General features: G+C 70.4%; 11 protein-coding genes. 4 read left to right on the top strand and 7 right to left on the bottom strand.

Going from position 1 to position 13,475, the window contains the following annotated elements; translation table 11 throughout:
- Positions 1-27: 27 nt before the first annotated feature.
- From ACIHIX_RS32010 to ACIHIX_RS31995, 4 genes are all read right to left on the bottom strand, one after another.
- On the bottom strand, positions 28-3,723 hold the full coding sequence (locus ACIHIX_RS32010; protein ID WP_399962285.1) for a family 78 glycoside hydrolase catalytic domain: 3,696 nt from the start codon (positions 3,721-3,723) through the stop codon (positions 28-30).
- Between the two features lie 161 nt (positions 3,724-3,884).
- The gene (locus ACIHIX_RS32005; RefSeq protein ID WP_399962283.1) at positions 3,885-4,121 is read right to left on the bottom strand and encodes a ferredoxin; all 237 of its coding nucleotides are present in this window, start codon (positions 4,119-4,121) and stop codon (positions 3,885-3,887) included.
- Complete coding sequence (locus ACIHIX_RS32000) at positions 4,121-5,314, bottom strand: cytochrome P450 (protein ID WP_399962281.1); 1,194 nt, start codon at positions 5,312-5,314, stop codon at positions 4,121-4,123. The genes ACIHIX_RS32005 and ACIHIX_RS32000 overlap by 1 nt, the downstream gene beginning before the upstream one ends.
- 25 nt (positions 5,315-5,339) lie before the next feature.
- Complete coding sequence (locus ACIHIX_RS31995; RefSeq protein WP_399962279.1) at positions 5,340-6,176, bottom strand: mycofactocin-coupled SDR family oxidoreductase; 837 nt, start codon at positions 6,174-6,176, stop codon at positions 5,340-5,342.
- A gap of 133 nt (positions 6,177-6,309) precedes the next feature.
- Between ACIHIX_RS31995 and ACIHIX_RS31990 the strand changes: the two genes are divergently transcribed.
- Positions 6,310-6,900 carry a TetR/AcrR family transcriptional regulator gene (locus ACIHIX_RS31990; RefSeq protein WP_399962277.1) on the top strand — a complete coding sequence of 197 codons (591 nt, stop codon included), beginning with the start codon at positions 6,310-6,312 and terminating at the stop codon, positions 6,898-6,900.
- A 141-nt stretch (positions 6,901-7,041) separates the two neighbouring features.
- Positions 7,042-7,659, top strand: coding sequence for a TetR/AcrR family transcriptional regulator (locus ACIHIX_RS31985; protein ID WP_399962275.1), 618 nt, complete (start codon positions 7,042-7,044; stop codon positions 7,657-7,659).
- Positions 7,660-8,058: 399 nt separating this feature from the next.
- Here ACIHIX_RS31985 and ACIHIX_RS31980 read toward each other — a convergent pair whose 3' ends face one another.
- Both ACIHIX_RS31980 and ACIHIX_RS31975 read right to left on the bottom strand, forming a co-directional pair.
- Positions 8,059-8,694: a DUF6461 domain-containing protein gene (locus tag ACIHIX_RS31980; RefSeq protein ID WP_399962273.1), complete on the bottom strand. Its 636-nt coding sequence runs from the start codon at positions 8,692-8,694 to the stop codon at positions 8,059-8,061.
- Positions 8,694-9,176, bottom strand: coding sequence for a DUF6928 family protein (locus ACIHIX_RS31975; protein ID WP_399962271.1), 483 nt, complete (start codon positions 9,174-9,176; stop codon positions 8,694-8,696). Before ACIHIX_RS31975 ends, ACIHIX_RS31980 begins: the two co-directional genes overlap by 1 nt.
- Positions 9,177-9,454: 278 nt before the next feature.
- Between ACIHIX_RS31975 and ACIHIX_RS31970 the strand changes: the two genes are divergently transcribed.
- A complete protein-coding gene (locus ACIHIX_RS31970; protein ID WP_399962269.1) occupies positions 9,455-10,279 on the top strand; it encodes an NAD(P)H-binding protein in 825 nt (274 codons plus the stop codon).
- 10 nt (positions 10,280-10,289) lie between these two features.
- Here ACIHIX_RS31970 and ACIHIX_RS31965 read toward each other — a convergent pair whose 3' ends face one another.
- Complete coding sequence (locus ACIHIX_RS31965) at positions 10,290-11,999, bottom strand: serine/threonine-protein kinase (protein ID WP_399962267.1); 1,710 nt, start codon at positions 11,997-11,999, stop codon at positions 10,290-10,292.
- 171 nt (positions 12,000-12,170) lie between these two features.
- Here ACIHIX_RS31965 and ACIHIX_RS31960 point away from each other — a divergent pair, with 171 nt between their 5' ends.
- A complete protein-coding gene (locus ACIHIX_RS31960) occupies positions 12,171-13,430 on the top strand; it encodes a MalY/PatB family protein (protein WP_399962265.1) in 1,260 nt (419 codons plus the stop codon).
- The last annotated feature ends 45 nt before the right edge of the window (positions 13,431-13,475 follow it).

The following is a 13,475-nucleotide window of genomic DNA, read 5'->3' as shown; positions in this document are numbered from 1 at the left end:
CACGGCGACGCCCCTGATCCGCGGGTGTCAGGCGTTGAAGCGGTACGAGCCCGCCCGCGCCCGGTAGACCCGGTAGGCGGCCCCTCCCGAGGTGTCGTCGCGGAGGTGGGTGACGCCCCGGGGCGCGCTGACGGGGCGGTCCTGGGTGGGGACCCAGATCTCGGCCTCGGTGTTGTGCGGGACGGTCACCGTGAGAGCGATCCTGCCGTCCGCGCGGCGCCGCCACTCCGAGGCCACCGTGCCCCGCACCGTGTCGATCGAGGCGGTGACATGGTCGAGGGTCGCGGGCGAGAGGTCCATGTCCTGGGTGTCCTTCGGGACCCTGCTGTTGACCGCCGCGGCAGGGATGTACGGGCGAACGCGCAGCGTCTCGTAGGCGGTCGAGGTCGGTCTGATGCCGGCCAGGCTCTGGTAGAACCAGGTCGCCACGTTGGAGCGGTAGTGGTGGTTGACCGAGAGCCGGTCCGTCCACTGTTCCCACAGCGAGGTGGCGCCCTTGGCGATCTGGTACACGTAGCCGGATGCGCCGGTCCGGGTGACGGCCTTCAACGCCACGTCCGTGTAGCCGTGTTCGCTGAGGATGACGAACTCGTAGCGCGAGCCGTACATGTCGTTCTGCAGATGCTGGTCGGCGGCCACGATCCGGTCGGCGAGCAGCTTGGCGAGGGCCTTCGTGTTCTCCTCGACCGTCCTGGTCCCGGCGAGGTGGCGGGGGTCGTCGGGGCCGAGGTCGGAGCCGGGGACCAGGTCGAAGGCGATGGCCATGGCGTTCTCGCTGGAGATGCTGCCCTGGGTGAAGTACCCCTTGTCCTCGTCCCAGTGGTTCGCGATGAACGCCCTGCGCAGGGTGCGGGCCAACTGCGCGTAGTGCGCGGCGCGTTGGCTGCGCCCGAGAAAGCGGCCGACCTTGTCCATGTAGTCGCAGAAGTGGACGTAGAAGGCGAGGCTGATGACGGCGTTGCTGCCGGGGGGCTCCGCGCCGGAGTAGGCGCCGAGGGACGCCTCGAACGTGTAGTCGTTCTCGGGGGTGAACAGCGTCTCGTAGTAGGTCAGGAGCGCGTCCTGGTGGTCGTACAGCTCGGCGAACAGGCTGCTGTTGCCGTAGTACGTGTACAGCTCCCACGGGATGACGAAGTACGCCGAGTCCCAGGCCGGTACGGCCTTCCACGCGGCGTTCCAGCCGGGGGTGCGGTCGTAGCCGTAGCCGCCCTTGGCGACGGGGACGATCATGGGGAGTTGGCCGGTGGAGATCTGGTTGTCGGGGAAGTGGCGCAGCCAGTTGGTGAGGAGGGCGTTGACGTCCCAGGTCAGCGACTGCGACTCGGAGCTGGCCATGGCGTCGCCGGTCCAGCCGTTCTTCTCCCTGGACGGGGTGTCGGTGGGCTTCTGCACGAGGTTGTTCCGCTCGGCCCACTCCAGGTTGCGCTGAAGGCGGTTGAGCAGGGCGTTGTCGGTGCCGAAGGTGCCGGTGCGGGCGAAGCCGGAACGGGCCACGCCGACGGTCAGCACGTCCAGGTCACGGTCCGGGTCGGGAGCGCGGCCGAGGGCGGCTTCGAGGTTCATCACCTCCAGGTAGCGGAAGCCGAAGTGGCTGAACTGCTGCTCCCAGGTCTGCCGCGGGCGCCGGCCGAGGGTGTAGTAGTGCGTCTGGAGGTTGGCGTCGTGCTGGAAGTTCTCCTCCTCGACGGAGAGCGGGGAGGCGGTCGTTCCGTCGCCGGTGGAGATCCGGTTGCCGCCGCGGATCCGCAGGGTGAGGCCCTCCCTTTCGGGGCGGACTCCGGTGAGGGACAGGCGCACCAGGCCGGTGAGGATCTGGCCGTAGTCCAGGACCCAGATGCCGGAGCCGGGCGCCGTCTCGGCGATCGACACCGGGCGCAAGGTGTGGCTGACCAGGACCGGTTCGGCTTCGTGGGCGCGTACGGCGGCGGGCTTGAAGCCGTCGGGGACGGTCGTGGCGGGCAGCGGACCGTGGTGCTTCGGCGCCGGGCTCGCGCAACTCCCCGGCGGAATCAGGACGGTGGCCGCCCCCCAGTCGCGCCCGGCGCGGTAGCCGGTCGTGCGCCACTGCCCCAACTCCTCGGCACGGCGGGCGTCGTACTTCTCCCCCGAGTACACCGAGTCGAAGGTGGTGGGTCCGTCGGCGGCCTGCCAGTCCTTGTCCGTGACAAGTGTGGTCACCGAGCCGTCCGTGTACGTCACCACGAGCTTCGCCCGCAGTCGCGGCTGACCGGCGTAGGGCGCCAGCTGCCAGTACCACTCCTGAGGGGTCGTCACCCCGTACCAGCCGCGCCCCAGTTCGGCGGCGACGACGTTCTCCCGGCCCGCCCTCAGCAGCCGGGTGACGTCGAAGGTGTCGTACAGGACCGTGCGGTCGTACGTGCTCTGGTCGGTGAGCAGTCGCGGCACGTTGGTACGGCCCCCGGTGGCGGGCTTGGCGTCGACCGTGAGCGGGTCCCCGTTGACGGTGAGGGTGACGTTTCCGGCGGCGGAGAGGTGAAGCCGGGCCTGGGCGATACGACGCCCGCGCGGCAGGGCGAAGGCGCGGCGCAGGACCGGTGCCGGGTTGGCGATGGGGAGGATGGCGTTCTTGGCGGGGATGTAGGGGTTCTTGGGCGGGAACGTCAGCCCGTCGAGGGTGGCGATGCCGCTCTCGAACGGGTTGGCGCCGGTGGTGAGGTCGGCGGTCAAGTCAGGGGCGCCGGTGCCGGTCACCCTGACGCTGCGGACGACGGCCGAGGTGCCGCCGGCGAAGCCGAAGCTGCCGTGGCGGCGGATCTGGTCGCCGGTGAGGGTGCGGGTGTCGACCTCGACGCCGTTGACCGTGGTGGTGACGGTGAGGCCGCGCACCTCGACGACCACGGTGTGATCGCGGGTGGCCCAGGTGTCCTTCGTCAGCCCGGTCGAGGCGGGCAGGACGACCGTGCCCACGGGGACACCGCGGGTGCCCGCGACGGTGGGGTTGGTCTCGCTCTGGGGGTCGTACCGGTTCACGCCCCAGTCGGGCTCCGAAGTGCCGTCGTCGACCGAGGTGTTGCCGGCGTAGTGGCTGGTCCTCATCACCAGGTGCAGGACGCCGTCGAGCTCGCGGACGGTCCAGTTCAGGCCCTCACCCCAGGTCTTGCCGATGGGCTCGGCGCGCAGGAGGAGCGACAGCCCGCCGGTGGGGTCGGCTCCGCCGCGGAAGACCACGGTCGCGGTGAGGTCCCGCCAGTCGTGGTCCTGTGCCACCCGGCCGCCGATCCAGCGCGCCCCGGCCCAGTCCTCCTCCCCCTTCAGCAGACCGGTCTCCCAGCGGGCGGGCTCGCTCCAGGGGCCGCGCACCCCCTGCTCGTCCCAGGTCCGCACCCGCCAGTGGTACGCCCGCTGCGACCGCAGGTCCGGCCCCTCGTACGGCACTTCGACACTGCCGGACCCCGTGACCCTGCCCGTGTGCCAGACGTCCGCCTTGCCGGGGGCGCTGCCGACCTGGATCTCGTACGCGCTCTGCCGGGGCACCGGCGGCACCCAGCTGAACGCCGGCGCGGTCTCGGTGCCCAGCGGGGCGACCCGTGAGTTGACCTGAAGGTTCGCCGGCGACGCGCCGCGCGCGCCACCGCTCGCCGCGACGGCGTCCGGTGCCGTGGCGAGCGGGAGTGCCACTCCCGCACCTCCCGCGGCCGCCGCCGTCATGATGCCGAGCAGGTGCCGGCGGCTCAGTGCGGCGGTTCTGTTGTCCTCGTCCACGGCCCACCTCGTTTGAAACGTTTCAATACCTTCCAAGTGGAAAGCTTACGAATGGGTGGGCCGGAGGACAATGGGTGTGCCCGGTTCTTCTCATGGCGGCCCGAGGCCCGGCGGGCGCCAATCGATGCCCACCGGGGCGGACACGACCTGGTAGGACTCCGTCAGGTCTGTGGTGGGAACACCCGCTCCCCCGTGACCGTCTCGGTGATGCCGATGGCCTCGATCGGGCAGGACTCAGCGACTTCGAGGACGGTGCCGGAGGCCGGGAGCGTGGCCGACCGCGGGCGGCCCTGGCCGGTCTCGTCGAGTTCGAACTCCTCCGGTGCGCTCGCCGCGCACAGGCCGGTGCGGACGCACCGGCGTCGGTCGACCGTCACGGCCCAGTGGTCGTCGGCCATCACCGGCCCCCCTCGATGACCAGCGGCAACGTCCTCCAGCCGCGGACCGTCGAGGTCTGCGCCAGTTCGGCGTGGTCCCAGTCCACGTCCCAGCCGGGGAACCGCCGGAGCAGTTCCTGGGCCGCGATCGTGCCTTCCAGGCGCGCCAGTGCCGCGCCCAGGCAGTAGTGGGCGCCGACGCCGAAGCTCATGTGCTGGCTGACCCGGTGGATGTCGAAGCGGTCCGGGTCGGTGAAGCGCCGGGGGTCGCGGTTGGCGGCGGCCTGGACGAACAGGAGGGCGCTGCCGGCCGGGACGGTACGGTCGTACAGCTCGACGTCCCGGGTGACATGGCGTGCGGTGAAGGGGCCGGTCGGTTCGAAGCGGAGGATCTCCTCGATGGCGTTGGGAATGAGGGACGAGTCCTCCCGCAGTTCACGGCGGGCCGCGGGGTAGCGGGCCATGAGCGCGCCGAACCAGCCGATCAGACGGCCGGTCGTCTCGTTGCCGGCACCGGCGACCACCGTGCAGTAGGTGAGGACCTCGTCGTCGGTGAGGGTGCGGGTGACGCCGTCCTCGTCCTCGAACTCGGCGGTCATCAGGTCGGTCATGAGGTCGCCGGAAGGGTGCTTCTTGCGCCAGTCGATGTACTCACGGAACGCCTCGGTGCTGAGGATCTCCGTCTCGTCGATCTTGCCGCCGTTCTTGGTGCCGAGGGTGTCGTCGGTGTAGTCCCGGATGGCGGGTTGGTCGGCCTCGGGGATGCCGAGGAGCATGCCGATGACCCGCATCGGCATCTCGGCGCCGACGGCCTCGACGAGGTCGAACCGCTCGGCGCCGGTGACCGGTTCGAGCGCGCGCCGGCAGAAGTCCCGTACGCGGGGCTCCAGGGTGGCGATCCGGCGGGGCGTGAACACCCGGGCCAGCAGGCGCCGGTGGATGTCGTGGACCGGCGGGTCCTCGAAGATCAGGGTGCCCGGCGGGAGTTCGATGTCCGCCTGGACGATCTCCAGGATGTCGCCGCGGGCGGAGGAGAAGGTCTGCCAGTCGGCGAGGCCGCGTTGTACGTCGGCGTAGCGGCTGACGGCGTAGAAGTCGTGCCGGTCGTTGTAGTACAGCGGCGCCTCTTCGCGGAGCCGCCGGTACAGGGGGTAGGGGTCGCGGGCGAGGGCGGGGTCGTAGGGGTCCCAGTAGATGGTGTCGGTGGTGGTCACGGACACACCTCCCTTGGTGTGCGGCCTACTTGAGCAGGGCGCCGGCATCGATCGGGAGCGTCACGCCGGTGATGAAGCGGGCCTCGTCGGAGGCGAGGAAGAGCACGGCGTTGCTGATGTCCAGCGCCTCCACCCAGGGGGTGGGCAGGACGTGCATGCTCTGGGAGACGGCCGCGAAGTCGTCGACGGTCGGGTTCTCCAGGTCGGGGCGGAACATCCGGTAGGTGCCCTCGTGCATCACCATCGGCGTGTTCACCTGGGTGGGGTGCAGGGTGTTCACACGTATGCCATGTGCCCCCAACTCCCCGGCCAGCGTGCGCATCAGCCCTACGACGCCGTGTTTGGCGGCGATGTAGTGGCCGATGTTGGCGTAGCCCTTGAGGCCCCCGACGGAGCTGGTCAGGATCACCGAGCCGCCCCGGCCGCCGGCCAGGATGTGCGGGGTCGCCACCTTGGTGGACAGCCATACGCCGGTCAGGTTGACGTCGATCATGTCGCGCCAGGTCTTCTCGTCCATCACGTCGAGCGTGGCGCCGCCGCTGCCGAGACCGGCGTTGGCGACGACGATGTCGAGGCGGCCGAACTCGCCGACCCCGTCGTCCACGGCCGCCTTGAGGGCGTCATGGTCGCGTACGTCCGCCTGCACGGCGTGGATTCGGCGGCCCAGCTTCTGGACCTGGTTGACGGTCTCCTCCAGGTCCTCGGGCGTGGACATGGGGAACGTGACGCCGTCGAGTTGCTCGCACACGTCGACGGCGATGATGTCGGCGCCCTCCTCTGCCAGCCGTACGGCATGGCTGCGGCCCTGGCCGCGGGCGGCTCCGGTGATGAAAGCGACCTTGCCCTCGACTCGTCCGGGCATGACTGACCTCGATTCCTGGGACGGGTGGTTCCTCGGCGCGCGGCGCGCGGAAGCGAGTTGAACGAGTGTTTAACACTGGCGCTGAACAACTGTTTAACAGCACCTCCAGGTGCCGTCAAGGACAATGAGCGGCATGACCGCTCCTCGCCGCATGGGCACCGAGAACTCGAAGACGCGCCAGGTCCTGCTCGACGTCACCGAGCGGCTGATGCTCAGGGAGGGGTACGCCGCGGTGGGCATCCGCCGGGTGGCACGCGAGGCGGAGGTGGCGCCCGCGCTGGTCCTGTACTACTTCCGCACCCTCGACGACCTCTTCCTGGCCGTGTTGCGCCGACGCGGCGACGAGGAACTGGAGCGGGTGACGCGGCAGTTGGACGGACCCCAGCCGCTGCGCGCCCTGTGGCGGCTCACCAGCCACCCCGGCAATGCGCTGACCACGGAGTTCACGGCGCTGGCCAATCACCGCAAGGCGATCCGCGCCGAACTCGCCGACCGGGCCGTGCGCTACCGGGAGGCACAACTGGAGGCGCTCACCCGCCGCCTCGCGGAGACGGGCACGAGCCTGCCGCCCGAGGCGACTCCGGCCGTGCTGCTCATGCTGACGAACGCGCTCGGCCGGATCCTGATGATGGAGAACACGATGGGCATGACGGCCCACCACGACGAGGCCCGCGCGTTCGTGGAGAGCTTTCTGGAACGGTACGAGGGCGCCGCCGAGGACTGAGAGCCACGGCGCGCGGTACGTCGGGGTGTCGCGAACGGCGCCACAGGGCGAGCGTCGCATTCTCGGACGAGGACGCCCCCTATGAATACTTACCATATGGTAAGTATTCGATATCTGTTTGCTGGGGAAAGTGAGCACGCTGTGGGAGAGGCGAAAGCGCGGGGTCCGTACGCCAAGACGGCGGCCCGCCGCGCCGAGATCGTACGGGCGGCACGCGACAGCTTCGCCGAGAGGGGCTACGCCAAGGCGTCCCTGCGCGACATCGCCGAACGCGTCGGCATCACCCACGCAGGCCTCCTCCACCACTTCCGCGACAAGGACGAACTCCTCGCCGAGGTGCTGGCCCAACGGGACTCGGAGGAATGGTCGGACGGCGTGGCGCAGGTCGACAGTCCGTCCCGACTCCCGCCGTACCTCGGCGAACTCATCCGACACCACCAGAAGGCGCCCGAGCTGATGCGCCTGTGGATCGAACTCGCCGCGGCTGCCTCACGTCCCGATCACCCGGCCCACGGCTACTTCGTCGAACGCTACGCACGGGGCCGCGCCCAGTTCGCGGACGGCTTCGCCGACGAGTCCGCACGCGCGAGCCTCCGCGGCGGCCTGAGCCCGGAGAGCGCGGCGATGCTCTTCCATGCCGTCCTCAACGGGCTGCAGTTGCAGTGGGTGCTCGATCAGGAGCTCGACATCGTGGGGCCGGTCACTGACTTTGTGCGGTTGCTGTTCGAGGAGGCGGATGGTGGTGCCGCGGAGGAGTGAGCGGGGGCCGGGGGGCCGCCGCCCTTATGGCTCCCGCAGCTGATGGCCCGGAAACAGGGTGCGGTCGGCTGAACTGGGGTGACAGCCACGCGATGTGACAGAGAGTCGTGGGTATTCCGCCCTGCTGCCACTGATCGACGAGCGGTCGGCCGCGTTCCGGAGCGCGGTTGCCGCCGCGCCCAGCCTGCGGCGAGCTGGGCGTCGTAGGTGTGCACCAGCACCTCCTCCGCGGCATCCTTGGTCGGCGGAGCCGGCACGGAAGACCGAGGGCGACCCGCAGGTGTTCGAGCAGCTGATCGCCTGGGAGCCCGAGGAGTAGCCGCCTCGTACGGTTCGGGCCCGCCGTCGCATCGCCGCTGCGTCCAAGGATCTTCCATTCCGCCTCCGTCTTCACCGCCGTCACGAAAACGCGGCTGCCGGCAGCTCTGCCTCGGTCTCTTCCCAGGGGATCCAGAGGCCCAGCTCGTCCTCCAGAAATCGTAGGAACGCGACGTCACCCAGCTCGTCTCCGCGCGGGACGAAGCCGAGCGCCACTTCCGCCGGGGCGCCGTTCGTGAGGTGCGGCAGGCCGGGCTCGAAGGAGGTCACCGGTTCCCCTTCCAGGGCGTAGTCGACACGGCTGAAGCCCTTGGCGTTGCGGTGGACGGTGAACGCCCTCCCCCGCCGGGACAGCGCGGCCAGACGACTCCCCGTGTGGCACTGGAACTCCTCCAGCGCGTACGCCCACCCCGGCACCGCACCCGCTCGGACGACGGTGCCGGGCGGATCGGGAAGAAAGCCTCCGCTCGTCAGACGGGTGACCGCCGCTTCGTCTTCCCAGTCCAGGAAGTCGAGGTCGCTGATGTGGGCGTCCTGGTCCCTGACCAGCAACTCGTACGCAGCGGAGCGAGTCAGCGGGACGATGTGCGGTTCCTCGGCTCCTACGCTGCACAGCAGTTCGTGCGGCGAGAGGCCCTCGCTGAGTGTGAGGGTGAAACTGACGTCGTAGACGTCCGCAATCCAGCGCAGGCCGTTCTGCTCATGTCGCCGATCCATCAGCTTCGTACGGCGTCAGGGGCCTGCGGGGCCCGTACCCGGAAGCCGTGCAACACGACGGCGCTCGCGTCGATGTCGCCGGGTTCGGTGCGCCCCTCCAGGACGAACCCGCAAAGTGCCCGCAGGGCCTCTTCGCCGAGCTCCAGGGGATGGAAATGGAAGGGGAGCGGGTACGGCTTCTCGTCCTCGCCCGCCCAGTAGGGGCGCTCGAAGGCCAGTGGGTCGCCGATGTTCTCGATGATTCCGCTGTCCGGGGACAGACTCAGCGAGCGCAGCAGGCGGCCGTCCTCCCAGACCGCGAAGGCCAGCCAGTCGACGACGCTGTGCATCGCGTGCAGGTCCTCGCAGGGCTCGAACTCCCCACCGGGACAAAGGCGTCGCATCATGTCGGACGTCCGCGCCGGATCCGCCGCCCCCACCTGACGCAGCAGGCCGGGCACCTCACCGTCGGCGTACACGAGAAGTCCCGTCTTGGCTCCCACAGACCCTCCCCAGGTCCAGCCCGATCAATGGCGGTCGCACCATAGCCGCCCGCACTGACAGTGAGAGTTCCGCTGAAGCCCCGACAGGTCGAGGTGGAAGCAGGGACCCTGAGCCGTCTCCTCGTGCTCGACCTCCAACGGGCAAGGTCGTAGGTACGTGGACCGAGGCTCAGTTGGTCCCCTTCGCCGATGCGGCGGCAGCCCCCTCCTCCTAGGGTCCGAACAGCCAGGAATGATCAGCCCGACACCCAACGCCCTTGCAAACAGGAGGACTTCCCTTGATCGTCGTCACCGGTGCCACCGGCAACGTCGGCCGTGCTCTGGTCGAGCGGCTTGCCGCCGCAGGGCAGTCCGTGCGGGCGGTGAGCCGTGATCCGGAAGGCGCCGCGCTTCCGCCGGGCGTCGAAGTGACGCGCCTTGAGTCGGTCGGGCTGTTCGAGCGAGCTTCGAAGCTGTTCCTCCATGTGCAGGCCACCGGCGACGGCGCGGGCGCCGTCCTCGACACGGCCCGCGCCGCCGGCGTACGACACGTCGTCATGCTCTCCTCGGGCATCATCCAGGACGGCGCTGACGAGACCCACCCGATCCACATCCGGCACGCGCGGGTCGAGCAACTCGTCCGGGACAGCGGCATGGAGTGGACCTTCCTGCGCCCCAACGCCTTCGCCACCAACGCCTTCCAGTGGGCGCCGCAGATCCGACGCGGCGACGCCGTGCACGGTCCCTTCGCGGGCGCCGCCTCCGCGCCGATCCACGAGGACGACATCGCCGCCGTGGCCGAGCGCGCTCTGCTCGACCCCGGCCACGAGGGTGTCGTCCACCGGCTCACCGGGCCCGAGGCGATGACCAACGCGGAACAGATCGCCACCATCGGGCGGGAGCTCGGGCGGGAGCTGACCTACGTCGAGACTCCCGTGGAGGAGGCGGAAGCCACGCTCTTCCCGCACATGCCGCGGCACATGGTGCGGGCGATGCTGAAGTCCTTCGCGGCAACGGTCGGCACCCGGCCCGAGATCACCTCGACGGTAGAGAAGATCACCGGTCGTCCGGCCCGGGCCTTCGCGGCATGGGCGGAGGAGCACCGGGCCGACTTCGCGGTCTGAGCGGACCTCGTCACTTCTCGGCCGGGTAGACGTCCGTCACCTTGCCCTGAGGGGTCGTCTGCAGGTAGCCGGACCCGTAGTCGTCGGACAGATACACGGACATCGAGGCCGGCTCGTCGAAGATGGTGTTCGCCGACTCCGCGATCACGTAACGCAGTTTCGGATCGGGGACGTTCAGCTTCTTGTCCGCCTCCTTCAGCAGCGCGGGGACCTTGTCCCATGCATAGCCGTCGAGGGTGAACGGCTGGTGGCCACCGGACAAGGAGTTCTTGATGATCCCCTCCACCACACCCCTGTCCGGATAGTACGAGTAGGAGTCGTACTTGGTGTCGCTGCCCTTCACCATCACCTGGGCCGACACATAGTCGTCGTAGACCGTGAAGTCCCCGAACCTGTCCCGCCCCGTCTTCTCCTTCAACGCCTTGATGGCGATGCGGATGTTGGCCGGTGTCAGCATCGAGCCACTGGCGACGCCCCCGTCCGACTCGTCGGCCCCCTCCGACTCCTGACTCGACGGAGCGGAAGTCGTCCGCGACCCCGTCGGCTTGGGAGTGGACGACGTAGACGTGGACGTCGAAGGGCCGGCGCCCAGGTTGCCGCCCGTCTTGTCGTTGTCGTCCAGGGGCAGCAGCCACCACGCCAGGCCCACCGCGCCCACGACGGCGACGGCGGAGACCGCCCTCACGGCCGCCGTGCCGGTGCCGCGTCCGCGGGTCGTCGTCACCGGTGCTGTCGGCGGCTGGGGTGATATCTGCACCGGTGGGCCGGGCAGGACCGGCGGCGGTCCGAAGCCCGTCGAGGTCGACGGGGATGCGTGCGGCGGGGTGAGCGGGTACGACGTCGCCTCGTCCCTGACCGCCACCGGACTCGTCGGCCGGGACTCGATCTCGGCCAGTGCGCGGTCCAGTTCGGCCGCGGACGGTCGTGCCGCCGGGTCCCGTACCAGCACGCGCATCAGGATGTCGCCCAGGGCACCGGCCCGCGCGGGCGGTGGTACGTCCTCGTGGAGGACCGCGGCGAGGGTGGCCAGGGTGGTGCCTCGGCGCAGCGGGTGTCGGGCCTCCACGGCGGTGTACAGCATCATCGCCAGTGACCACAGGTCGGAGGCGGCGCCGCCTTCCTGGCCCGTGATGCGCTCGGGGGCCATGAAGTCGGCCGTGCCGATGATGGAGCCGGTGGCGGTGAGGGTGGTCGATTCGCGGATCGCCGCGATGCCGAAGTCGGTGAGGACCGGGCGACCGTCCGGTCGCAGCAGCACGTTGGCGGGCTTGACGTCCCGGTGTTGGATACCGGCGTCGTGCGCGGCGGTCAGCGCGGCCAGCACCCCGCGGCCGATGCGTGCCGCCTCGGCCGGTGGCATCGGGCCCTGGGCGAGGCGGTCGGCCAGGGAGCCGCCGCTGACCAGTTCCATGACCAGCCAGGGGTACGTGCCCTCGCCGCCGTCGACGATGTGGTGGATGGTCACGACGTTCGGGTGGTCGATCCGGGCCAGCGCCCTTGCCTCGCGCAGCACCCGCTCGCGCAGCAGCCGCGCGCCCTCGGGGTCGTACTCGGCGAGGTCGCGGTCGGGCGGGCGGACCTCCTTGACCGCCACCAGCCTGTGCAGCACCAGGTCCCTGGCGCGCCAGACCGTGCCCATCCCACCGCCACCGAGACGGGCCTCAAGTTCGAAGCGCCCGTCGACGACGCGTCGTTCGGCGCGTCTGTCTGCCTCACTCATGGGCCGGAGCCTAGCGGTCCGCGCCGACACACCGCGCCGCCCCCTGGCTGCGACAACGCTTGACTTCGGTCGTCCCGGCTGGCTCGGTGGTGCACAGCAGTACCCGCCCGGTGCCCCGGCCGGCTCGATGGTGCCGGGCAGCCCCGCCCGTCCCCTCCCTGGGAGCGCAGAATGACCGGACCCGAACCCGGACCCGTGGATCAGGCCCCCGACAGCACGGAGCTGCGACGGACGGACCCGCTCACCCACCTCACGCTGGAGCAGCTGCGGCAGCGGACCAGCATGAAGTGGCGCACGCACCCCGAGGACGTGCTTCCGCTCTGGGTCGCCGAGATGGACGTGCCGCTCGCCCCCGCGGTCGTCGAGGCGCTGCGGTCGGCGATCGAGCTGGGCGACACCGGCTACCCGCACGGGGCCGCGTACGCCGAGGCTCTCGCCGCGTTCGCCGCGGAGCGGTGGGGGTGGGACGGGTTGCGGGTGGAACGGACCGCGATCGTGCCGGACGTGATGCTGGGGATCGTCGAGGTGCTGCGGCTGCTGACCGATCCGGGCGATGCGGTCGTGGTGTGTTCGCCGGTGTACCCGCCCTTCTACGCGTTCGTCTCGCACGACGCCCGTCAGGTCGTCGAGGCGCGCCTCGGTGCCGATCTGCGGATCGACCTGGACGCGCTGGAGGACGCCTTCGTGCGGGCCCGGGGCAAGGGGCGGCGACGCGCGGTGTTCCTGCTGTGCAACCCGCACAATCCCACCGGTGTCGTCCACACCCGCGCGGAGTTGGAGGCCGTCGCCGGCCTCGCCCGTCGGCACGGCGTACGGGTCGTCTCCGACGAGATCCACGCGCCCCTGGTGCTGCCCGGCGCCACGTTCACTCCGTTCCTCGGTGTGGCCGGTGCCGAGAACGCGTTCGTGCTGGCCTCCGCCTCCAAGGCGTGGAACCTGGCGGGCCTGAAGGCGGCCCTGGCCGTCGCGGGCCCCGAGGCCGCCGACGAACTGAGGCTGCTGCCCGAGGAAGTCGGCCACGGGCCGAGTCATCTCGGCGTCATCGCCCACACCGCGGCCTTCCGCGAGGGCGGTGACTGGCTGGACGACCTGCTGCTCGGGCTCGACGCCAACCGGACCCTGCTCGGCCGCCTCGCCGAGCGACACCTTCCCGGCGTGCGATGTCATCGCCCCGAGGGGACGTATCTGGCGTGGCTGGACTGCACTCGGCTCGGGCTGCACGCCGACCGGGGCGGCGACGGGCCCGGCGTGGTCAGCGACCTGGCCGGGCCCGCGAAGTTCTTCCTCGACAGGGCCCGGGTCGCGCTCAGCTCGGGGCACGTCTTCGGCTCCGGCGGCGAGGGGCACGTACGCCTCAACTTCGCGACGCCGCCCGCCGTTCTGCGCGAGGCGGTCCTCAGGATGGGGCGCGCGCTGGACGAGGGCCTCTAGGAGCGACTGCCTCTTCCCCTGCCATCAGGACGATCCCCAGCCCCG

The sequence above is a fragment of the Streptomyces sp. NPDC051913 genome (assembly GCF_044593635.1).
Taxonomy (GTDB): Bacteria; Actinomycetota; Actinomycetes; order Streptomycetales; family Streptomycetaceae; genus Streptomyces.
The sequence above is the reverse complement of the archived record's forward strand: the minus strand, read 5'-3'. Positions and strand labels throughout refer to the sequence as shown.

Bases quoted from the DNA above. Each gene is read 5' to 3' on its own strand.
- ACIHIX_RS32005 (WP_399962283.1), bottom strand. From the start codon at position 4,121: ATGGCCGACGACCACTGGGCCGTGACGGTCGACCGACGCCGGTGCGTC.
- ACIHIX_RS31995 (WP_399962279.1), bottom strand. From the start codon at position 6,176: ATGCCCGGACGAGTCGAGGGCAAGGTCGCTTTCATCACCGGAGCCGCC.
- ACIHIX_RS31990 (WP_399962277.1), top strand. From the start codon at position 6,310: ATGACCGCTCCTCGCCGCATGGGCACCGAGAACTCGAAGACGCGCCAG.
- ACIHIX_RS31980 (WP_399962273.1), bottom strand. From the start codon at position 8,694: ATGGATCGGCGACATGAGCAGAACGGCCTGCGCTGGATTGCGGACGTC.
- ACIHIX_RS31965 (WP_399962267.1), bottom strand. From the start codon at position 11,999: ATGAGTGAGGCAGACAGACGCGCCGAACGACGCGTCGTCGACGGGCGC.
- ACIHIX_RS31960 (WP_399962265.1), top strand. From the start codon at position 12,171: ATGACCGGACCCGAACCCGGACCCGTGGATCAGGCCCCCGACAGCACG.